Raw genomic sequence first — 20,505 nt, 5'->3', positions numbered from 1 at the left:
CCCAGTTAATGAAATGCAAGCCGACCTGCTCTCTTATGCAGCAGGAGATAAATGATAATAAAAATAAGCGCAAATGACCACCAAGTGAGCATATAGTCAAAATGATTATTGGCAATTTCAGGACGCCGCACAGCCAGGTCATCAGCACTTTGGGCGGACTGCGTGTCTATATAATAACCTTCAATTACATTCGCGGGTAAGCCGTCGTACCAATCCCCGGTCTGGTTAAAGTGAAAATAACGGTTGGCTTCCGGGTTGGCTTTGGATTTCACCCAGCCCTCGACACGTGCCATTTCGTATGTTTTGCGAACATAGCCGGTATACTGCGCGCTCTCAGTCTCTTGAGGCGTAACCGCTTGGTCTTCTTTTACTGCTGATTCGAGTGTTTCGGTTTTCGCTAAAACAGTCAGGCGGCCATCTGAAAGGGGCTGCACCACTCGCCAATAAATTCCGCCCAGTTGGGATTTATAAAGGTGGTATTCCGGCGCGCCTGCAATCGGGGCGGCGGTAAATCCGATGCGTCGGAAATCAACTGACTCATCAGCGGCAATAGCATCTGTCAGGTCAGAAAGTGACGTCAAAGGCGGCGCGGTTACGGACGCCTCAATATCTTCCAACAGGGCCGTTTTCCATTGCAGGCGTTGATACTGCCATACGCCGAGCGCGATCAGCAAAGCCACGCTAAGGGCCAGAATGACCGTCAATGCTGGCATAGGTCTGAAGTGAAGTTTAGCCATTAACGCGGTATGTTTTGATCAGGAATGTTTTGTTTTTGACGCATTTGGGCATTCCGAAACTCCCGGGCCTTATTTACCCAGGCTAAGTTAAACATAATCCCCCGCAGCAACCGTAAAAGATACAGACACACCAAGATAATAATAGGAATCCATATCGTCATTGTCAGCCACATAGGCGCTTTTGTTATGAGCTGGAACGCCAGGGCCATAGGAATAATGAAAATTCCGACGATAAAAATCACGAATACGGTCGGCCCGTCGCCCGCATCTTCGTCGGTAAAGTCTGCGCCGCAAGCCTCACACCCGCGAGCGAACTTTAAAAGACCTGAAAAGAGATGGCCTTCCCCGCATTCCGGACACCGGCCTTTCAGACCGGAGGCTACAGGAGGGGGGCGTCGAGCCATTCAGGGAGCCGTCAAAGGACGGGCTTTATGGGCCCGTCGCAAAGACGATGTAAACAAAGGCAAAGAGGAAGAGCCAAACGACGTCAACAAAGTGCCAATACCAAGCAGCAGCTTCCAATCCGAAATGCTTGTCAGAGCGCAAACCGCCCTTCATCAGACGCGCCCAGCAAACGAGCAGGAAGATGGCGCCGATAAGAACGTGCAGACCGTGGAAACCTGTCGCAAGGAAGAAAGCAGAGCCATAAGCGGTATTTCCAAGCCAAGGCGCAACACCTTCGCCGCGCTCATGGAATAATTCAGCATATTCCAATCCTTGAACACCGATAAAAATGAAGCCTAAGAGACATGTCAGGAAAAGACCCCATTTCGCTCCTTTGCGGTCGCCGTGGATTAATGCGTGGTGAGCCCAGGTAACAGTCGTGCCGGACAATAAAAGAATCAACGTGTTCATCAGCGGCAGATGCCATGCATTTACTGAAGTCACGCCTGGCGCCATATTCGTGGCGTATTCCGCAGCGTTCGGAAGGACATCTGTATTCCAACCCGCGCGGAACTTATGAAAAAGGCTTGTTTCAAAGAACATCCAGAACCATCCCACGAAGAACATGGCTTCTTGCATGATGAACATGATCATACCGTAGCGCAGGCCGATATCAACAACCGGTGTGTGATCGCCAGCAGCAGATTCGCGCGCGACATCACGCCACCATCCATACATAACAAATGTAGCAAACAAACAACCGATAAGCAGAATAATCCAACCGCCGGAAACGGAACCGTCTCCGGTCAAGGTTGATGTCCAAGTGTCTAGCCCCTTCGCGAAGAAAAACTCCATCATATTGTTGTCGCCGGTGCGCTGCACCAGTCCGGCAAAGAAAACAACCATTCCGGTGCCCCAAACAAGAGCGGCCAGTCCTGACAGAAACGGCCATGGGCTAGGAGGAATGAGGTGATAGTCGTGTTCGACGGCGTGTCCGGCCATTGTATTTTCCCTTTTGGGTCAGTCTGTTGGCTGCCCTAAAGGCAAGCCCGATGTTCAGTTTTAAGCCTATAGCCAAGCCCGTGAGACAAAACAATATCTATCCTGTCGCAGTTTGGCTGTGGCGAGGCTTTAATTCAGTGTTTTTTCTGCATTCGATCCGCTGGTTTCAGTAGCTTGCTGCGCCTGATTATCAGATTCAAAGAAAGTGTAGCTTAAAGTAATCTCTTTCACTTCGTCCATCCGTTTGTCTTCATCCATTTGGGCGTCGACAAAGAACAAAACCGGCAGAGGCAACTCCTCGCCCGGCTCGACACGTTGCTCGGTGAAGCAAAAGCAATCTGTCTTCACAAAAAACGGCCCAGCCTTGATAGGGGTCACGTTAAAGTTTGCGACGCCGATGATCGGATGGTCGCTTTCATTTTTTACCGTGTAATAAGCCAGTCCAGATTGTCCGAGTTGAACTTCCATCTCCTTTTGCTGGGGTTTAAAGACCCACGGCATATTATCAGCCACATTCGAATCGAACTTCACGGTCACTTTGCGGTCAATCACTTCGGACAGGTTCTCTTCGGCCTGTTGTGTCGTCCCGCCATATCCCGTAATTTTACAGAACGTATCGTAAATCTTGGCAGAAGACATTCCCAGCCCAAGCATGCCAAAGCCGACAACAATTAGAATCAATAATGTGCGAGTATTGGCGTTCATTGGTCGCCCTCTTAAGCTGATCCACGTGTTACCATCGTCACAAAGACGAAAATCATAAAGGCTGCTAAAGCGACCGCGATACCGATATTACGGCGTCCACGCGCCTTTAGCTCTGCGGCATTTGGTTCCACGAAGTTTTTTGGTTTATCTCGGTATTCTTTCATGAGGCAAAGCCTTTCATTAAGCCTTCGGCGGCCAGAACCCCGAAAATGGCAAAGAGGTAGATTATAGAATAGGCAAATAGGTTTCGTGCGGCGCGATCGCCTTTTTGAACTTCGTAGAGAGACGCTTCATCAGAGGCTTCCTCCCGCTCCCCGGCGCGAGACTTCCAAACTTTAAAAGACAAAGCGAGGAAGCCGGCGTTCAAACCGATTGCCGCTACGGCGTAAAACGCCCCGCCCAACCCCGTAAAGAGTGGCACCAAACACACAGCAAAAAGTATAAGCGCGTAGACGAATATCTGAAGACGCGTGCTTTTTGCACCTGCAATATTGGGCATCATCGGAATCCCAACGCGGCCATAATCCCCGGTTTTGTATAGCGCTAGCGCCCAGAAATGGGGCGGTGTCCACATAAAGATGATCAAAAAGAGAATGACGCTGTCGAGCGTAACGCTTCCGGTTACGGCCGCATATCCGATCATGGGCGGGAATGCCCCTGCCGCGCCGCCAATAACGATGTTTTGCGGCGTCGTGCGTTTCAGCCACATGGTATATATAACGAGGTAAAAGAATATGGTGAAAGCGAGTAAAGAGGCCGCCAGCCAGTTCGCGGCTATGGAGAGCGTCCAGACCGAAGCGGCCGAAATCATAATTCCAAATGTCAGAGCCGCCGTCGGACTCATTTTGCCTTGGGGGATTGGCCGTTTCTTAGTTCGTGACATTTGCGCGTCGATATCTGCATCATACCACATATTCAGCGCGCCTGACGCACCGGCGCCGGCGGCAATACAAATAATAGATGCAATAGCTTTCCAGATCGGCATGACCCCGGGGGCGCAGACAAGTCCGGCCCAGGCCGTAAACACAACGAGGCTCATGACCCGCGGCTTCATCAAGGCGAAATAATCACGCGGTTCAGCCAGACTCATACCTGTGGACTGCGCCACAGGGAGATAGTCTTCCGCTTCTGTTGATATTGTACTGGCCTCAGTCATTATTGCCCTTGTACCTTTATACGCCTTTACCGTGCCTCATATCCCTTATCGGGCCGCGCCCGACAAGCTCTACTCTCATAACATGAAAAAAAGCCGCAGTCAGGAACCGCGGCTTTTGATTTTTTTTGCACCTTTAAAGATTAGTGCATTTTATCCGTATCATGCTCGCTTGGCGTATCTTCGATGCGCGGAAGCGTGTTGAATTGGTGATAAGGCGGCGGAGAAGACAAGGTCCACTCTAGCGTTGTTGCGCCTTCACCCCAGTAATTATCCCCAACCTTGCGGCGGACAATAAAGGCTTCAATCAACATCAAGAAGAAGAAGACAACACCTAAAAGGGTAATCATCGCACCGATTGTTGAAACGTGGTTCCATAGCTCAAAGTCAGCAGGATAATCCACATAGCGGCGCGGCATACCGTTCATACCGAGGAAATGCTGCGGGAAGAAAATCACATTCACGCCAATAAAGAAGAGCCAGAAATGAGCGGCAGCCAAGAACTTGTCGTACATGATGCCAAACATTTTGCCGAACCAGTAATAGAAGCCAGCAAAGATACCGAACACAGCGCCCATAGACAGAACGTAATGGAAATGGGCCACAACATAATAAGTATCATGCAAAGCCGTATCCACACCTGCGTTTGCTAGGACGACGCCTGTCACGCCGCCGATAACGAAGAGGAAGATGAAGGCAAGAGCCCACTGCATCGGGATCGTGTAGCGAATAGAACCGCCCCACATTGTCGCAAGCCATGAGAAGATTTTCACGCCAGTTGGCACCGCGATTACAAGGGTGGCCGCCAAAAAGTAAGCTTTCAAATTCACGTCCATACCGACTGTGTACATGTGGTGAGCCCACACAACGAAGCCGACAACGCCAATCGCGACCATCGCATAGGCCATGCCCAGATAACCGAAGATCGGCTTTTTTGAGAAAGTCGAAACGATGTGAGAGATAATACCGAAAGCCGGCAGGATCATGATATACACTTCGGGGTGACCAAAGAACCAGAACAAATGCTGGAACATTTGCGGGTCACCGCCGCGGGCCGGATCAAAGAATCCTGTACCGCCGTCAATCCGGTCAGTGAACAACATAAAGAGCGCTGCGGCCAGAACCGGCAAAGCCAGAAGAAGCAAGAAGGCCGTCACAAGAACAGACCATGCAAACAATGGCATTTTGTGCATAGTCATGCCTGGCGCACGCATGTTCAGAATGGTCGTGATAAAGTTAATCGCGCCAAAGATTGACGAGAAACCCGCCGCCAAAAGGCCGATAATAATAAAGTCGAAGGCCGGCCCCGGAGAGCCGCTGGTCGAGAGCGGCGGATACATGACCCAGCCCCCGCCAAATCCATCACCGCTCGCCGAGCCGGGAACAACAAAACTCACCAAAAGACAGATAAGCGCCGTCGGAAGTAGCCAGAAAGACAAATTATTCATACGCGGGAAAGCCATATCCGGAGCACCAATCATAATCGGGACGAACCAGTTGCCGAAACCACCAATCAATGCTGGCATAACCATGAAGAAGATCATGATGAGTCCGTGCATGGAGACAAAAACGAGATATTGATGCTCATTCGTAAAGAATTGAATGCCGGGCTCGCCCAACTCCATACGCATCATAAAGGACAAGAACCCCCCAATGAGACCGGAGATAATCCCGAAGATCAAATAGAGCGTTCCGATATCCTTATGGTTGGTTGAATAAAACCAACGCGCAAAAAAGCTCGGCTTATCGTCGCCGTAAGACCCGGTGTCATTGCCACTAATCGCAACCATGATGTCTTTCCTTTATTCCTGACGTCTTTTGCGTCAGCTGATTAATCGCGCGCGGCGAGAACTGCCGCACCTGATGTATTTTGTTGTGTTGTATTTTCTGCAACAGCCTCTGTGAAGCTTCCGCCATTGGCGACCCACTGATTAAAGTCAGCTTGACTTACAGCGCGCACTTCAACGGGCATCTTATAGTGAAGGATACCGCATATTTCGGAGCATTGGCCGTAATAAGTGCCTTCTTCATAAACCTCGAACCATGTCTCGTTGACCAGCCCAGGAACCGCGTCCATTTTCACGCCAAAGCTTGGCACGGCCCAGCTGTGCATATTGCTGACGGACGTCACCAAAACCTTCACTTTTGTTCCAACGGGCACGACCAGAGGGGCATCTGTTGCGAGAAGATAAGGCACGCCATTTTCCTGCGCCTGTGTTTCATCAAGCGGATTTGAAATAATTTCGTCAATGTCTTCGTAATCAGGGTAGCTGTATTGCCAGTTCCAAGTGTTTCCGACGACTTTGACGGTCATTTCTGTTTCAGGCAGACGATCTTGATAATAGAGCAGCTGCATACTTGGAACGACCATTATCAAAAGCAAGATGACCGGAGCGATCGTCCAGATAATTTCGATCATTGTATTGTGAGAGGTTTTGGACGGAACCGGGTTCGCCTTTTCGCGAAAGCGAATCATGATGTAGAGCATCAAGGCAACAACCAAAACGACGATCCCGCAAATAATGACGAATACCAGATTATGGACGTCTTGCAGTTGCTCCATGACCGGCGTCGCGGATTTCTGGAACCACAGCCCGCCTTCGCTTGGCCGTCCCGCGACATCTTGTGCATGAGCCGCGAATGCGCTCAGACCCGCTATGGCAGAACCGCCTAAGATTGCTTTTAAAAACCGCATTTGGTCCTCTTTAACATTGTATCAGGATTAAAATCCCGCTCGACATTACAATTCATAAAGACAATGACGCGAAAAGTCCTGAACAGACTTCGGCACCAATTGTCGCATTTGGGCGGTTGTCTATCCCGAGAGAGCGCTTAGATAAAGAGGGAATAGCCACAGAAAGCGCCGTAATGTCAGATTTTGTCTTCGAAGACAGTGAATTGAACGCCGAAACAGCCCACTCGCAACTAAATGACGCGTTACGCGGGGCCGATGATGGAGAATTATTTGTTGAACGATCGGCGTCAGAGTCGCTGACCTTCGACGATGGCCGCCTGAAAAACGCCAGTTTCGACACGTCTCGGGGCTTTGGCCTGCGATGTGTCGCGGGAGACACGTCAGGGTTTGCCCAAGGCACAGAAATGAGCCCCGGAGCGCTGGCCCGCGCCGCCAAAGCCGTCATCATGGCCAAGCAAGGCTATGACGGCACTTTATCAAAGCCGCCGAAACGCACAAACAATCGGCTTTATCCCGATATCGACCCGGTTGCTGACCCTGGCTTCGGCGTAAAGGTCAGCTTGCTTGAAGAAATTGACACCTATTGTCGGGCTTTAGACCCTTCCGTTGTGCAAGTCACCGCGACCCTCTCTGGCAATCGACGCGCCATCGCGATTTTACGTTCGGGCGGCGAACGTTATGACGATATTCGTCCCCTCGTCAGGTTAAACATCTCTATCGTCGCCGAGAAAGACGGTCGGCGGGAGAGCGGCTATGCCGGGGCCGGGGGCCGCGAAGCCTATGACGGATACGTCAAACCTGAATTTTGGAAACCACTGGCCAAAGAAGCGCTGCGTCAGGCCAAAGTCAATCTAGGCTCTGTCCCGGCGCCTGCCGGACAAATGGACGTCGTCTTGGGACCGGGCTGGCCAGGCATTTTACTGCACGAGGCGATGGGCCATGGCCTGGAGGGAGACTTTATCCGGAAGGGCACGAGTGCTTTTGCCGGAATGCTGGGCGAACGCGTCGCAGCGCCGGGCGTCACAATTGTTGATGACGGGACAATCGAAGGCCGACGCGGGTCTTTAACAATTGACGACGAAGGCACGCCAACATCCCGCACGGTCCTTATCGAAGACGGGATACTAAAAGGCTTCATGCAAGACCGCATGAACGCGCGCCTCATGGGCGTTGAGGCGACCGGGAATGGCCGCCGCGAAAGTTTCGCTCATTCTCCCATGCCCCGTATGACCAACACTTACATGCTTGGCGGCGAAAAGAACCCAGACGAAATGCTCTCTGAATTGAAAGACGGGATTTACGCCACCAATTTCGGCGGTGGACAGGTTGATATTACAAGCGGCAAATTCGTTTTCCAATGCACCGAAGCTTACCGCGTGAAAAACGGAGAAATCGGAGACGCGCTTAAAGGCGTCACCCTCATCGGCGATGGTCCAAGCGTCCTCAAACAAATCCGTCATGTCGGCAATGATATGGCGCTGGATCCGGGTATCGGCGTCTGCGGCAAAGCCGGACAGGGCGTCCCTGTAGGCGTGGGTCAGCCAAGCCTCTATGTCGAAAATCTGACGGTGGGGGGCAGCGCGGCTTGAGGCAAGTTGCAACCTTTTGGAAGTCACCAACGTTACACCAGAAATAATTTGGGGGGCTTCATGTCAACTTTTGCAATTTATCTCAATGGCTTCGTCGTGTTTATTGGCGGTTTGGCGATTGGCGCTTTTCTATTGGGCGTGCCGCCTGTCTGGATCGCTGTCGGGGCTTTAATTTTAATAGGTATTGGTATTTTCTCTGGCGTCGGCAAAACCCGGCGCCGCGATAAAAACTAATTAAGGCAGCGCTTTCAACACGTCCAAAGCCGGAGCGGCGAGAACCTCAACTTTTTCATTTCCGCTATTTACTGCATTAATGTAGATTGCGGCGGCAAAAGCTTTGGTGTTGTGTAGCTTGGCTAAGCCTTCTTGGGACTGAAAGACCTCGCTCCAATCTTTAAAAGGCGCCGGATCAGAGAGTTGCTGCATCCACTCTGTCCAATCGTTTTCGTCGAATGCGCCCCTCAGAGCAAGATACAGAATCGGCCGGGCCAAACGATCGGGTTCGCCGTAAATATAAAAATGCGGCGCCTCTGACTCCGCTGTCTCGGGATTAATTTTCGTCAGCACCGCGTCCCTTATTTGTTCTTGTTGCGACGGCTCTAAAGCCTCATTCAGAGAGAGCTGCATAAGGAGGTCCGCCGCATGAGCAACGCCATGTCGCCAGCCAACGCGAGCATCATAACCGCGATAATCCTTAATGCTCCGCATATAGTCTGTAGCCGCGTCGAGAAGTCCTTGACGTTCTTCAGGCGTGAAACTTTTCTCCAGCCGCTCCTGACGAGCCACTTCGGCCAGAACCAGAGCGGCGAATGGTTTTTTAACTCCATGCTGATCTATCGTCTCAGACGCTAGTATCTCTATCAAGCTGACCCTCAATGTTTTAACTGCTGCATCAGATATTTGTCCGTTTCGTAAGAATTCCACATAACCTTCATACGCAAATTTATCTCGCAAAAGCGGATCCGGATCGGATAGACAAGGCATCATATCCAAAGCCAGCTTATCAAGCTTTGCAGGGTCACTGATTTCATACCCCGCCTGTCGTAGCGCCATCAGTCCGTCTTTGTCATATCCATCAATAGCGCATGATTCCGGAGACGGCTTTGCTGCCAAATCAACGCCGACAAAGAAGAGGGCAATTAGAAGCGAAGCGCTAGCAATAAATATACGGTTAGTTAGAGGCATCAGAATGTGGCCCTTGTAAATTAGACTCCGGGAGTGGACGAAACAAATGAAGCTTTTTCTCGCTTTATCGGAGCCCCATCCCTATAGTTTAAACAGGTTTAAAGGAGAATGCCATGAGTGGTTTAAATATGATGGACATGATTATGTCTGCTGCCGGAGGGAACGCTCCGCAGGAAATTGGAAAACAATTTGGGCTGGACGCCGGACAGAGCCAAAACGCGATAGCCGCGCTTTTACCTGCCATTTCGTCCGGCTTGAAACAAAATGCATCCTCTCCACAAGGGCTCGCTGGATTGCTCGGCGCATTGCAAGATGGCTCTCATGATCAGTATTTGGACAACCCGTCTAATCTCTCCCGTCCGGGTGTTGTGGAAGAAGGAAACGGTATTTTAGGCCATTTATTCGGCTCGAAAGAAGTCAGCCGCGCCGTTGCGGGCAAAGCGTCCGAACAATCCGGCGTCAGCTCTGACATATTGAGAAAAATGCTGCCTATGGTGGCCATGATGGCGATGGGTAGTTTGAACAAGCAAACACGCGGTCAGCAACAGAACGGCGGACTTCAGTCCATGCTCGGCCAGTTAGCCTCTCAACAACTCATGGGCGGCAAGAAATCAGGGTTGGGATCCATGATTGGCGGAATATTGGGCGGCGGCGCCCGCAAGCAGGCCTCCAGCCAGCAAGTCCACCAAGACGGCCTGGGGATGTTAGGCAAAATGCTCGACGCGGATGGCGACGGAAATACGATGGACGACGTTCTTGGCATGATGATGAACCGGAAATAAGCCCGGCTTTTTCGATACACCTTTCGAAGCTAGTAAAAAGCCCGCTCAATTGAGCGGGCTTTTTTAATAAACCGAAGTAAGTTTATTTGGGCTTACCCGTAGGAGACATACGTTCTCCAACCATTTCTTCATTGTCCATTGTGGTGTCAGCTTTAGAATTATACCGACGCGTATCTTCTGCTAACGTGTCGAGATGCATCATTTTCTTAACGAATGGAGAAATGATAATGAGAACGACGCCTACACCCACAGCGAGCCAACCTACATTGGAGTAAACGCTAAGCACTTGTTCCTCACCGCCACCATCGGCAGCAGTCAATCTGGCAATTTGCGCGGCTGCAAAGTTACCCGCACCTGACGCTAGGAACCAAGCTCCCATAACCAGCCCTACCATTTTTGGAACGGACAAACGGGTCATAGCAGACAAACCAACCGGAGAGAGACAAAGTTCGCCGGTCGTATGCAAAAGATAAATCAGGAAAATAAAGATGACAGGAGTCAAATTAACACCTGCGGCTTTTGCGCCCCAGACAAGGACTAGGAAACCCAAGCCAAGTTGAATAACACCCAGACCGAATTTGGCCGGCGCACTTGGGTCCATGCCTTTTTTGCCCAACCAGACCCAGAGCGCCGCAAAGAGCGGGCCAAGGACAATGATATACATAGCGTTGAGTGACTGGAACACGGAGGCGACGACTTCTTGCCCGAAGATGGTTCGGTCAACCTGACGGTCTGTATATATATTCAGAGATGAGCCAGCCTGTTCGAACAAGGCCCAGAACAGGACTTGTATCGAGATCAGGAACAAAGCCGCAAATATTCTATTCCGTGCGTGCGGCTCAAGGGTCATCACCGACGTGCCTATGATATAGAGGTAGACGAGCGGGAACGTTATATAGAGCGTCCATTTGACGATATTTACGTCTTGAATGAAGAGCCAGATAACGACAACACCGACGAGGGTTGCGAGGTAAATCATCCACTCAAGAGATAGACCCGCAAAGATTTTCTTTCTGAGGCGGGCAGGATTTGGGCTCTCGCCGGCGCCTAACAGAAGCGGCTTACCCCAGACGAAAACAATCAGGCCAGCGAGCATACCGATACCGGCGGCTCCAAAGCCATATTTCCAACCGAAGGTCTCCCCGAGATACCCCGAAATTAAGGCACCCGCAAAAGCGCCGAGGTTAATCCCGACGTAAAAGAGCGTAAATGCCCCGTCGCGGCGCTCATCCGTCTTGGGATAAAGCTCACCCACAATTGCAGAAATATTTGCTTTCAGGAAGCCAACGCCGGCAATGATGAGAGCCAGAGACATATAGAAGATATTCATCACCGTACCGTCACGATCGGCGGCATTTGTGACCGGTTCGCCTTCGACCGCCATACCCAAATGACCCAGAACCAACAAAATAGCCCCAAAAAGGACGGCCTTACGCTGACCAAGATAACGGTCAGCCAAAACGCCTCCGATAACCGGGGTCACATAGACGAGCGTGGTGTAGGCACCGTAAATTCCGTAAGCCTGTCCATCGGTGAAGAGAAAATGTTTCGTGAGGTACAGAACAAGCAACGCTCTCATGCCGTAATAAGAAAAACGCTCCCACATTTCTGCAAAAAACAGAATGTAGAGCCCTTTAGGATGGGTTCTCATCTGATAGAGAGAAACACTCACACCCAACAACGCAATGGCTGCTAGAACCAAATAAAACATAAAACTCCCCTTTCGAGCTTATTTGTGTTGCTCGCCCCCTTAAAGAAAGCAAATCTAATCTTTGCTTTGACACAAAGCTACTGGGCGCGCAAACCTCTGTTTTGCGGAATTCAGCCCGTTAAGGGTAAAATTTACCGGATGAGGCATTTTTTTGGGGTTGAGGCTTAGAGAATACGCGCTTAAGGCGATGAAACAATAAAAGTGGGGACTTTATTTTGCGACGCATCGCATGTTTTTTACTATCAAGCGCAGTGGTATGGGTAACGTCTTTAAGTGCTTCGGCGCAAAGTAACAATACGACTGAGGTGAGACCGCCAGAGATATACAACCCGGACTATTTTGAAAGGTTCAATCCTAATACGGCACGAGATATGGTCGCCCGCCTTCCTGGATTTACGCTGCAAGGCGGCGAAGGAACAGAGCGGGGATTCGGTCAAGCGTCACTCAATATCCTCATTAACGGCCGGCGGCCCTCATCCAAATCCTCAGATGCCAGCGAAATTTTACGGCGTATTCCTGCCGTCACCGTCACGCGGATCGAAATAGTTGACGGGGCCTCTTTGGACATTCCTGGCCTCTCGGGACAGGTCGCGAATATTATCGCCACCTCTGGCACATTGGAAGGGAGCTGGCGCTATTCTGCAAGATTTGAAGAAGGAACAGAACCGCAGCTCTATGAAGGCGCGCTAAACCTTTCAGGTAAAAAGGGTCAGCTAGAATATGTCCTCGGCTTATCGGTTGAGCAATTTACTTTTACGGAAAACGGTCCTGAGCAATATTTCAACGGCAATGGGACTTTAATTGAAAACCGAATTGAAGACGGGGCCTATCAGAATCAAGAGCCGGAATTAGGTCTAAATTTGACCTATAACCGTTTAAATGGTGACGTCGCCAATCTGAACCTCGCAGGATCTCTCCAAAACACTAATAGCGGGCTCAATGAATTTTTTGAAGCTGTGACGCCGCAAGGGCTTTCGGGTGAATCGCGTAGCAATACGGGGGAAGACGAATATAAATATGAAATCGGCGGCGATTATTCGACCGACCTATCTTTATTCGGAGCTGATGGCCGTCTGAAACTTATCGGTCTGCATAATCTCGACAATTCAGACATCAGCAACGTGTTTGAATTTCAGGTCTTTGGCGCCCCGCTCCAGACCCAGAGGTTTCTTCGAGACGATGTCACAACTGAATATATTGCACGCGGAGAATATACTTGGAAGACAGGCGGTAGGCGTGACTGGACAGCCTCTCTGGAGGGAGCGTTTAACAAGTTGGATAGTGAGACCGCCCTGTTCATTAATGACGGCAACGCCATTCCGGATGATGTGCAGGTCGAAGAAAAGCGGGTTCAAGCCAATGTTACCCAAAGCTGGGCGTTGAATGAAAAAATAAACCTGCAAACTTCGCTCGGAGCGGAGTATTCCGAAATACATGTTGTCAGCGAAGCCCCGCCGGCGCGAACGTTTTTTCGGCCCAAAGGGTTTATAAGTGCGTCCTACACAGCGTCGCCCCGCTATACTTGGCGAGCCAAAGTTGAGCGGTCTGTCGGACAATTAAATTTCAATACGTTTATTTCTACGGTTAACCTGGTTGAGAACCTGGAAAATGAGGGCAATGACAATATTGTCCCGGAACAAAAATGGCGGGCGGAACTCGCTCTCGAACGCAAGGACAATAAGAATCTGTCCGGCACGGTTCGAGGCTATGTTGATTTTGTCGATGATCCAGTTGACCGGGTCATCATCACCCGCGCGGTAGATGGGGCTGTCCTTGATGGGCCCGGAAATCTAGACTCAGCCCTCGTATATGGGGCCAGTGCCAATTTGACTTGGCTTCTGGATGACTATGGCTTGGACGGGATGAGGCTGGAGGGATTTGGGTCTGTTTCTGAGAGTGAAATTGATGACCCTTTGACCGGAGAAGATCGCGCCATCAACTCCACTATCCTCTGGCAATATTCTCTAGAGTTGCGTCAGGACATCCCAAACTCGCCTTTTGCGTGGGAAGCCGCGATTGAGCAAGGGCGGCAAAGTCCGGTCTTTCGGTTGTCTGACAGTTTCGACACCCGCTTTATTCGTCCTGAATCCCGCCTATCTTTTATTCATAAAGACCTTTTTGGTATGCAATGGACGCTCGATCTTACCAATATATTTGACTTCAAAACCCAGCAGGAACGTTTGATATTCTTTCCGAACCGCAACGGCGACGTCGTGCAAAGCCGATTTTTCAGTCGCCAGCGCGGCCAACGAGTTTCAATCTCTGTGACAGACACTTTTTAAAGGTCCTTGTAAAAGACTACCCAGCCGCCTTTAAAAAATGCACTCTTTATAGGTCCGAGTTATATCGCCATCCCAGGCGCCCTTATATAGTCGGATGAGGCGGTCGGCATTGCTCTCCCCTATCATAGCCATACGGTCCAATTCTTGTAAAAATACCGTTTCGTTTTCGCCGTGAGAATTCATTTTTCCACGCGCATTTAGACCCGCTCGGGAAATTTCGAGAATGTCTTTGGCCATATCCTGTACAGTCTTGCTCCGGAATTCAGTCTGAAATCCATACTTCGGAACATCGACCCGCAATTTCTGACGCTCATCCGCAGTCCAATCTTTGACATAATCCCACGCTGCATCCAGCGAAGAGGAATCATATAAAAGCCCGACCCAGAAAGCTGGCAGGGCGCAGAGCTCGTCCCACGGCCCAGTATCCGCACCGCGCATTTCCAGAAATTGTTTAAGGCGGACCTCTGGGAAAATGGTCGAGAGGTGATCTTCGAAATCAGAGAGAGTTGCAATTTCGCCCGGGACGACATTCAAATTTCCATCCAGAAAATCACGGAATGATTTCCCCGCTGCGTTTAAATATTCGCCGTTTCGGTAGACAAAATACATCGGCACATCGAGAGCGTAATCGACATATTGCTCATACCCAAAACCTTCATCAAAAACGAAAGGCAACATACCCGTGCGGTCATTATCCGTGTTGAGCCAGACGCGTGAGCGGTAAGATTTGTAGCCGTTAATATCTCCTTCCTTAAACGGTGAGTTGGCAAAGAGCGCCGTCGCTAAAGGCTGGAGCGCCAGGCTGACGCGGAATTTTTTGACCATGTCAGATTCAGAGGAAAAATCGAGATTGGTCTGAACCGTACAGGTGCGGAACATCATTTCCCGCCCATGCGTATCAACTTTTTGCATATAATCGCGCATGATCTGATAGCGCCCCTTGGGCATTATCGGGACGTCAGCGAGTTTTGTGTCTGGCCGGAAACCGAGAGAGAGAAACCCTGCGTCAATTTCATCTGCGACTTCTTTGACTTCACGTAGGTGGCGAGTCACTTCGGCGCAAGTTTGATGAACGTGCTCCAGCGGCGCTCCGGAAAGCTCAAACTGTCCGCCGGGCTCTAGAGACACAGAGGCCCCTTCGCGTTTTAGAGCAATCAGTTTGCCGTTTTCTTCTACCGGCTGCCAATCAAATCTTTGCAAGCCTTCGAGCATGGCTTTGATGGAGCAGGGTCCGTCATAAGGCAGGGGCAGGAGCTTCGCCTTGCAAAAACCAATCTTTTCATGCTCGGTTCCGATACGCCAATCCTGCTTCGGTTTTTCTCCGGCGGCAAGATAGTCGATCATTTGCGCTTTATCGCGCAATGGCACTGCATTTTTACCGGAACTGGAAGCGGTCATGAGAAGTCCTGAGGAAATCAGCCAAAATATCCTGTTCCCTTACCGCCTCACCCTCTCTGGAACAAGGCTACTGAGGGGCCCTGACCTCACTTTAATTTGAAGAGCCGCCTTAAACTGTAAAACTTTGTGATGAGGAACAACGGAAGAATGGCTTTGCCGCTGAGGGGTCTTTTCCTTATGACCATTACAGAAAAGGAGCCCGGAAATGGCCATCGATTTTATTGACTTGAAGGCGCAACAAGCCCGCCTTCGCCCGCAAATAGACAGTGCGATTGCGGCTGTGCTGGATCATGGCCAGTATATTTTGGGGCCCGAGGTCAAACAGTTTGAGTCCGAACTGGCGCGTTTCGGCCAGGCCGAACACGTTCTGGGCTGCGCCAATGGGACGGACGCGCTGCTTCTGCCTATGATGGCGTGGGAAATGCCACGCGGCGCTGCTGTTTTTTGTCCGAGCTTCACCTATTGCGCTACGGTTGAAGTTATTGCGCTTCTCGGCGGCGTACCAATTTATGTCGATATTGACCGCGACACCTATAATATGTGTCCTGACGGCCTATCCAAAGCGATTGAAGGAGTGAAGGCTGAGGGAAAGTATACACCGTGGGGCGTTATTACGGTCGATTTGTTCGGCCAATCCGCCGATTATGATCGTTTGGCTCCTATTGCTCGCGAGCATGGCCTAAAACTCATCGCTGACAGCGCGCAAGCCTTTGGCACGACGCTCAACGGTAAGCAGCCCCTTGATTACGCGGATGTGGCAACCACAAGCTTTTTTCCGGCGAAACCTTTGGGGTGTTACGGAGACGGCGGCGCCGTTTTGACAAATAACGCTGAGCATTTGCGCATCATGCGCAGCGTCCACATGCACGGATCGGGTCGCGACAAATATGACAATGTCCGGGTCGGATTGAATTCGCGCCTAGATTCGATTCAAGCCGCAATCCTGCTGCAAAAGCTCTCAATTTTTGAGGAAGAAATCACGCTTCGCAACAAAATTGCCCAACGCTATATAGACGGACTGAAAAGCAATACGCTTCGTGTTCCTTCTGTTTTGAAAGGTGTCATTTCCACTTGGGCCCAATTCACAATTGAGGTTCCCGACCCTGATAGCTTTGGCGCAGCTATGCGCGAGAAAGGCATTCCAACCGCTCGTTATTATCCAAAGCCGGTTCACAAACAAACTGCTTATCAGGATCACCCTATCGGCGCGGGCGGTTTGGCCAATACGGAAGACGCCATGACCAAAGTCATTGCCCTGCCCATGCACCCCTACCTTGATGAAGACACACAGGATATGATTATCGAGACCGCCAAATCCACTCTTTAAAACTTGGCCTATAGTAAAAAACTATAGGTAAATTCGCGGGGGCTCCCGAATCTGTTTTCAATCTGGATTGCATTTTCCTTTATACTCATGGACGTTTGGCCGACGTCGCCTGTTACGCCCGTGAGGATCTCGGAGCCGCGCGAGACAATGCCTGTTCCGCTAGCCAAAACCGTAATTCCCATCGAAGGCCCAGAATCATAAGCAAATATTCCGCTATGATCTGTCTGCGGAAAGCCGGATTGGCTAGTCATCATAATCGCAACAAGGCCGCCGGCATTGGGCGTGGGGATCACCGCGACGCTATCATTACTTATTGAGACAACCCCACTGCGTAAAAGAGGGGTGAAGACACCGGGTTGATCCGGCTCACACCGTAATGACTCAACCCACGTCCCACCGGACTGCCGCATTTTAAAAGATAAAGCGTCATTTCCCGCCAATCCTATTTCGGCATTTCCTGTGAAATCTGTCTGAAACGTCAGACTGGCTGTGTCTGTTGCTGCGTGGCGGTTGAGTTTCATCTGATGGTGACTACCGGTATGGGTGAACAAACTGCCCGGGGAAGAAACCATCAAACGATTTATGTCATCCGCCACTGCCTGAACGCCGATCGCAGGTAGATTCTGAAATGAAATTTTCGACTCTATGCTCTGCCATTCCGTTGCTTGTTTCACATATATCGTCTCAGACGCATTGCTCCAGATAAGCGTTCCGATTTCCGGCGCGTAAAATTCCCAAACTCCGTTTTGCCAAGCGGCTATCTCTCCGCCATGTCCAGTCCAAGCGCCTTCCGGCAATTCAGAGAGCGCAAATCGTTCTCCTTCCAGCGCATCTGTTGGAGGCGCCGTCAATTTCACATCCCTCACCGAAATATTCACGGCAATATCGAGCTTCTGGAAGGCAGTATTGACCGTAATATGTTTCTGTGCCTGAGCCGGGACGATAAAAGGTAGGTTAAGATTCTGAGTCGGCATAAATGTCTCCGTTTATTTCAGGAGAGATTAAGCCCGTTTCCGTAAGGGCAAATGCGAATCCCAAGTGCTCGTATCTTTCAGAGAGTTGGCCTAAAATAAGTGCGGATCTATTTATTCCAAGTGCACATTCCAGTCGCCCTGCACAGCCTGCCAAAGACCCAATAAAGAGAGCGCCGCTGTATCGGCGCGTAATATTCTCGGGCCGAGGCTAATAGGGGTAACATTTTTATCTCCTCGAAGCGCGGCGCGCTCTTCTTCGGTAAATCCGCCCTCTGGGCCGATGAGGATTGTCACGGGGGCAGGAAGTTTTTCCATTGCATCCAAGGCAGGCGACGCCGATCCCGCTTCATCTGCAAAAATAATATGGCGCCCGGCCTGCGTTCCTAGCCAGTCGAGGAGCTTTTCTGGTTTGGAAAGCTCCGGAATATTCAAACGTTCGGTCTGTTCAGACGCCTCAATGATTTGAGTTCGCGCCTTGTCCAGATTCAGCTTCGGAAACTGAGTGCGTGCCGTCATAATAGGTTCAAACCGGGCCACGCCCAATTCTGTCGCCTTTTCAAAGATAAAAGCGGTTCTGTGCCGCTTCACTGGCGCAAAGGCCAAAGTTACATCCGGCATCGGCACAGGCTCGCGAAGCCGTTCTTGTAGTGCGATTTCGGCTTTCCGTTTCGACAAAGCCTTTAATTTCCCTAACCATTCTCCGTCACGGCCATTAAACAATCTGACTTCATCGCCTTCCTTCATGCGCAGCACGGTCGCGAGGTAATGCACCTGATCCTTTGGCAAGGAGAGAGATGTGATTGCATTTAAGCGTCCGACAAAAAATAATCGTTTCAAGGTATAATTTTCGCGCATGGGATTGTCATAACGGATGATGGGGCTGTAAGCACGGAGAATGTCACAGCCCAATCATATTGCTGACTCGTCCAAGACCCATTGGGTCAACCGCGCGCCACTTTCCTTGCGTCCCTATCTCCAACTCTCGCGTCTTGATCGCCCAATTGGCTATTGGCTCCTGACACTGCCCGGCTGGATAGGCCTTTCTTTCGGGTCGCTTTCATACGGGTTTGATTTAACTGATCTACTTTGGGCGACGCTGATCTTGATTGGCGCAATTGCCATGCGCGGCGCTGGCTGCACCTATAATGATATTGTCGATCAGGATCTTGACGCGAAGGTTGAACGCACCGCGCTTCGGCCGCTGCCCGCCGGAACAATCACGACAAAGCAGGCGTGGATTTGGGTGTTTGCGCAGTGTTTTGTTGGACTTATCGTCTTGTTCTGCCTGCCACGGCTGGCCCAAATAATTGCGCTTTGCTCTATCCCGCTCGTCGCGGCTTATCCGTTTATGAAACGCATAACTTGGTGGCCGCAAGTCTGGCTCGGCCTGACATTTAATTGGGCCGTTCTGGTCGCCTATGCGGCCAAAACTGGCGAGGTCAGCCCGCCCCTGCTTCTCCTTTATGCCGGACTGATTTTTTGGACGATTGGCTATGACACTATTTATGCCTGTCAGGATATTGAAGACGACGCGATGATAGGGGTGAAAAGTACGGCAAGACGATTTGGCCAACGGATAAAATTAGGTGTAGGAGTTAATTATGGAATAATGGTTTTGCTCATCGGTTACGCTATAAATAAATCAGGTTTTTTTCCAGTTGATGTAGAAAACTTTGGTGAACCCCTATTTCCCCTTGGGATCACGTTTTCTGGAGTAATAATAATTTTGTTGCCATTAGCTATGCATCTAGCGTGGCAATTATTCAGATTGAATCCGAATAACGGCAAGACTTGTCTTGCCCTTTTTAAGTCTAATATTTTCGCTGCCTGCATGCTGGTTCTTATGCTTCCCGCGTTTGTTTTGACCCTTTCACTTGGCATTTGACTTAGTAAATGGATCAATACCACCCTCACTAAAGCGTGATGGAAACTTCACCCCCGCTCTACGCGTATAATCTTATGCAAGGAACACACGGTTAAGGAGGTTTCTATGTTAGACAATAAATTAAATCGCCGCACATTAGGTCTTGCCGGAGCCGCATTTGCGCTTTCTGCTTGCACAGGCAACTCCAAAGCCACTGAAGTGCCAACCGGGCCGATGCCGGATAAAAACGATATGCCACAAGGCGCCGCAGACAATTCTATGGAGACAAATATGAGTAATGAAAAATGGGCCAACCTCTCTGAATCAGAATGGAAAGACCGCTTAACCGCTCAGGAATTTGAGATTCTTCGCAAAGAAGGAACGGAAAGATCTTTTTCCCACGAATTCAATGATGTTGCCCCAGGCGGCACGTTCGTCTGCGCGGGTTGCGCCTTGCCGCTCTTTAAATACGAAACAAAATTTGACTCCGGGACTGGCTGGCCGAGCTTTTATACCTTTATAGACGGCGCTGTTGAAACAAAGAGAGACTTTAAATTAGTCTTTCCGCGCACCGAGTATCACTGCGCCCGCTGCGGCGGTCATCAAGGCCACGTCTTCAAAGATGGCCCGGAGCCGACAGGCCTGCGGTATTGCAATAACGGCATTGCTTTGGATTATGTTGAAAAGGCCTAAGACTCTAAATACTTAATTTATAGT

At 50.4% G+C, this 20,505-nt stretch carries 20 protein-coding genes; 7 read left to right on the top strand and 13 right to left on the bottom strand.

What is annotated here, in order from left to right; all coding sequences use genetic code 11:
* Window positions 1-5: 5 nt before the first annotated feature.
* The 8 genes from ACNA05_RS04595 to coxB form a co-directional block, all read right to left on the bottom strand.
* Window positions 6-737 carry an SURF1 family cytochrome oxidase biogenesis protein gene (locus tag ACNA05_RS04595; protein WP_415810222.1) on the bottom strand — a complete coding sequence of 244 codons (732 nt, stop codon included), beginning with the start codon at window positions 735-737 and terminating at the stop codon, window positions 6-8.
* Entirely contained in the window at window positions 737-1,141 is a 405-nt protein-coding gene (locus ACNA05_RS04590; protein ID WP_415810221.1) for a DUF983 domain-containing protein, read from the bottom strand. Before ACNA05_RS04590 ends, ACNA05_RS04595 begins: the two co-directional genes overlap by 1 nt.
* A gap of 25 nt (window positions 1,142-1,166) precedes the next feature.
* Complete coding sequence (locus ACNA05_RS04585) at window positions 1,167-2,123, bottom strand: cytochrome c oxidase subunit 3 (RefSeq protein WP_415810220.1); 957 nt, start codon at window positions 2,121-2,123, stop codon at window positions 1,167-1,169.
* A gap of 129 nt (window positions 2,124-2,252) precedes the next feature.
* Window positions 2,253-2,828, bottom strand: coding sequence for a cytochrome c oxidase assembly protein (locus tag ACNA05_RS04580; protein WP_415810219.1), 576 nt, complete (start codon window positions 2,826-2,828; stop codon window positions 2,253-2,255).
* Window positions 2,829-2,839: 11 nt separating this feature from the next.
* The gene (locus ACNA05_RS04575; protein ID WP_415810218.1) at window positions 2,840-2,992 is read right to left on the bottom strand and encodes a hypothetical protein; all 153 of its coding nucleotides are present in this window, start codon (window positions 2,990-2,992) and stop codon (window positions 2,840-2,842) included.
* Complete coding sequence (cyoE, locus tag ACNA05_RS04570; protein WP_415810217.1) at window positions 2,989-3,984, bottom strand: heme o synthase; 996 nt, start codon at window positions 3,982-3,984, stop codon at window positions 2,989-2,991. Before cyoE ends, ACNA05_RS04575 begins: the two co-directional genes overlap by 4 nt.
* Before the next feature lie 140 nt (window positions 3,985-4,124).
* Window positions 4,125-5,771, bottom strand: a complete 1,647-nt coding sequence (ctaD, locus tag ACNA05_RS04565; RefSeq protein ID WP_415810216.1) for a cytochrome c oxidase subunit I — start codon at window positions 5,769-5,771, stop codon at window positions 4,125-4,127.
* Between the two features lie 41 nt (window positions 5,772-5,812).
* Window positions 5,813-6,676, bottom strand: coding sequence for a cytochrome c oxidase subunit II (coxB, locus tag ACNA05_RS04560; protein ID WP_415810215.1), 864 nt, complete (start codon window positions 6,674-6,676; stop codon window positions 5,813-5,815).
* A 173-nt stretch (window positions 6,677-6,849) separates the two neighbouring features.
* On the opposite strand from coxB, the gene tldD reads away from it, so the two are divergent.
* Both tldD and ACNA05_RS04550 read left to right on the top strand, forming a co-directional pair.
* A complete protein-coding gene (gene tldD / locus ACNA05_RS04555; RefSeq protein ID WP_415810214.1) occupies window positions 6,850-8,265 on the top strand; it encodes a metalloprotease TldD in 1,416 nt (471 codons plus the stop codon).
* Window positions 8,266-8,325: 60 nt separating this feature from the next.
* A complete protein-coding gene (locus tag ACNA05_RS04550; protein WP_415810213.1) occupies window positions 8,326-8,499 on the top strand; it encodes a hypothetical protein in 174 nt (57 codons plus the stop codon).
* Here ACNA05_RS04550 and ACNA05_RS04545 read toward each other — a convergent pair whose 3' ends face one another.
* Complete coding sequence (locus ACNA05_RS04545; RefSeq protein WP_415810212.1) at window positions 8,500-9,450, bottom strand: DUF2785 domain-containing protein; 951 nt, start codon at window positions 9,448-9,450, stop codon at window positions 8,500-8,502.
* A gap of 113 nt (window positions 9,451-9,563) precedes the next feature.
* Between ACNA05_RS04545 and ACNA05_RS04540 the strand changes: the two genes are divergently transcribed.
* Window positions 9,564-10,232: a DUF937 domain-containing protein gene (locus ACNA05_RS04540; RefSeq protein WP_415810211.1), complete on the top strand. Its 669-nt coding sequence runs from the start codon at window positions 9,564-9,566 to the stop codon at window positions 10,230-10,232.
* 82 nt (window positions 10,233-10,314) lie between these two features.
* Here the strand turns inward: ACNA05_RS04540 and ACNA05_RS04535 are convergent, their stop codons facing one another.
* Window positions 10,315-11,883, bottom strand: coding sequence for a peptide MFS transporter (locus ACNA05_RS04535; protein ID WP_415810766.1), 1,569 nt, complete (start codon window positions 11,881-11,883; stop codon window positions 10,315-10,317).
* Between the two features lie 311 nt (window positions 11,884-12,194).
* Here ACNA05_RS04535 and ACNA05_RS04530 point away from each other — a divergent pair, with 311 nt between their 5' ends.
* A complete protein-coding gene (locus ACNA05_RS04530) occupies window positions 12,195-14,225 on the top strand; it encodes a TonB-dependent receptor plug domain-containing protein (protein ID WP_415810210.1) in 2,031 nt (676 codons plus the stop codon).
* A gap of 30 nt (window positions 14,226-14,255) precedes the next feature.
* On the opposite strand, the gene ACNA05_RS04525 is transcribed toward ACNA05_RS04530, so the two are convergent.
* Window positions 14,256-15,623 carry a glutamate--cysteine ligase gene (locus ACNA05_RS04525; RefSeq protein WP_415810209.1) on the bottom strand — a complete coding sequence of 456 codons (1,368 nt, stop codon included), beginning with the start codon at window positions 15,621-15,623 and terminating at the stop codon, window positions 14,256-14,258.
* A 205-nt stretch (window positions 15,624-15,828) separates the two neighbouring features.
* On the opposite strand from ACNA05_RS04525, the gene ACNA05_RS04520 reads away from it, so the two are divergent.
* A complete protein-coding gene (locus tag ACNA05_RS04520; protein WP_415810208.1) occupies window positions 15,829-16,950 on the top strand; it encodes a DegT/DnrJ/EryC1/StrS family aminotransferase in 1,122 nt (373 codons plus the stop codon).
* Window positions 16,951-16,958: 8 nt separating this feature from the next.
* Here ACNA05_RS04520 and ACNA05_RS04515 read toward each other — a convergent pair whose 3' ends face one another.
* Both ACNA05_RS04515 and ACNA05_RS04510 read right to left on the bottom strand, forming a co-directional pair.
* On the bottom strand, window positions 16,959-17,924 hold the full coding sequence (locus ACNA05_RS04515) for a DUF2793 domain-containing protein (RefSeq protein ID WP_415810207.1): 966 nt from the start codon (window positions 17,922-17,924) through the stop codon (window positions 16,959-16,961).
* A 111-nt stretch (window positions 17,925-18,035) separates the two neighbouring features.
* Entirely contained in the window at window positions 18,036-18,779 is a 744-nt protein-coding gene (locus tag ACNA05_RS04510) for a 16S rRNA (uracil(1498)-N(3))-methyltransferase (protein WP_415810206.1), read from the bottom strand.
* A gap of 40 nt (window positions 18,780-18,819) precedes the next feature.
* On the opposite strand from ACNA05_RS04510, the gene ubiA reads away from it, so the two are divergent.
* Together ubiA and msrB are read left to right on the top strand one after the other, a co-directional pair.
* Entirely contained in the window at window positions 18,820-19,809 is a 990-nt protein-coding gene (gene ubiA, locus ACNA05_RS04505; RefSeq protein ID WP_415810205.1) for a 4-hydroxybenzoate octaprenyltransferase, read from the top strand.
* A gap of 231 nt (window positions 19,810-20,040) precedes the next feature.
* Window positions 20,041-20,481 carry a peptide-methionine (R)-S-oxide reductase MsrB gene (msrB, locus tag ACNA05_RS04500; protein WP_415810765.1) on the top strand — a complete coding sequence of 147 codons (441 nt, stop codon included), beginning with the start codon at window positions 20,041-20,043 and terminating at the stop codon, window positions 20,479-20,481.
* The last annotated feature ends 24 nt before the right edge of the window (window positions 20,482-20,505 follow it).

The sequence above is a fragment of the Litorimonas haliclonae genome (assembly GCF_965138505.1).
In the GTDB taxonomy this organism is placed as follows: Bacteria; Pseudomonadota; Alphaproteobacteria; order Caulobacterales; family Maricaulaceae; genus Litorimonas; species Litorimonas haliclonae.
The sequence above is the reverse complement of the archived record's forward strand: the minus strand, read 5'-3'. Positions and strand labels throughout refer to the sequence as shown.

Excerpts from the sequence above, each read along its gene's own strand:
- ACNA05_RS04525 (WP_415810209.1), bottom strand. The coding sequence starts at position 15,623 with ATGACCGCTTCCAGTTCCGGTAAAAATGCAGTGCCATTGCGCGATAAA.
- ACNA05_RS04520 (WP_415810208.1), top strand. The coding sequence starts at position 15,829 with ATGGCCATCGATTTTATTGACTTGAAGGCGCAACAAGCCCGCCTTCGC.
- ACNA05_RS04535 (WP_415810766.1), bottom strand. The coding sequence starts at position 11,883 with ATGAGAACCCATCCTAAAGGGCTCTACATTCTGTTTTTTGCAGAAATG.
- ACNA05_RS04510 (WP_415810206.1), bottom strand. The coding sequence starts at position 18,779 with ATGCGCGAAAATTATACCTTGAAACGATTATTTTTTGTCGGACGCTTA.
- ubiA (WP_415810205.1), top strand. The coding sequence starts at position 18,820 with ATGTCACAGCCCAATCATATTGCTGACTCGTCCAAGACCCATTGGGTC.
- ACNA05_RS04515 (WP_415810207.1), bottom strand. The coding sequence starts at position 17,924 with ATGCCGACTCAGAATCTTAACCTACCTTTTATCGTCCCGGCTCAGGCA.
- ctaD (WP_415810216.1), bottom strand. The coding sequence starts at position 5,771 with ATGGTTGCGATTAGTGGCAATGACACCGGGTCTTACGGCGACGATAAG.
- ACNA05_RS04590 (WP_415810221.1), bottom strand. The coding sequence starts at position 1,141 with ATGGCTCGACGCCCCCCTCCTGTAGCCTCCGGTCTGAAAGGCCGGTGT.
- cyoE (WP_415810217.1), bottom strand. The coding sequence starts at position 3,984 with ATGACTGAGGCCAGTACAATATCAACAGAAGCGGAAGACTATCTCCCT.
- ACNA05_RS04580 (WP_415810219.1), bottom strand. The coding sequence starts at position 2,828 with ATGAACGCCAATACTCGCACATTATTGATTCTAATTGTTGTCGGCTTT.
- tldD (WP_415810214.1), top strand. The coding sequence starts at position 6,850 with ATGTCAGATTTTGTCTTCGAAGACAGTGAATTGAACGCCGAAACAGCC.
- ACNA05_RS04540 (WP_415810211.1), top strand. The coding sequence starts at position 9,564 with ATGAGTGGTTTAAATATGATGGACATGATTATGTCTGCTGCCGGAGGG.
- coxB (WP_415810215.1), bottom strand. The coding sequence starts at position 6,676 with ATGCGGTTTTTAAAAGCAATCTTAGGCGGTTCTGCCATAGCGGGTCTG.
- ACNA05_RS04595 (WP_415810222.1), bottom strand. The coding sequence starts at position 737 with ATGGCTAAACTTCACTTCAGACCTATGCCAGCATTGACGGTCATTCTG.
- ACNA05_RS04550 (WP_415810213.1), top strand. The coding sequence starts at position 8,326 with ATGTCAACTTTTGCAATTTATCTCAATGGCTTCGTCGTGTTTATTGGC.
- ACNA05_RS04575 (WP_415810218.1), bottom strand. The coding sequence starts at position 2,992 with ATGAAAGAATACCGAGATAAACCAAAAAACTTCGTGGAACCAAATGCC.
- msrB (WP_415810765.1), top strand. The coding sequence starts at position 20,041 with ATGCCACAAGGCGCCGCAGACAATTCTATGGAGACAAATATGAGTAAT.
- ACNA05_RS04545 (WP_415810212.1), bottom strand. The coding sequence starts at position 9,450 with ATGCCTCTAACTAACCGTATATTTATTGCTAGCGCTTCGCTTCTAATT.
- ACNA05_RS04585 (WP_415810220.1), bottom strand. The coding sequence starts at position 2,123 with ATGGCCGGACACGCCGTCGAACACGACTATCACCTCATTCCTCCTAGC.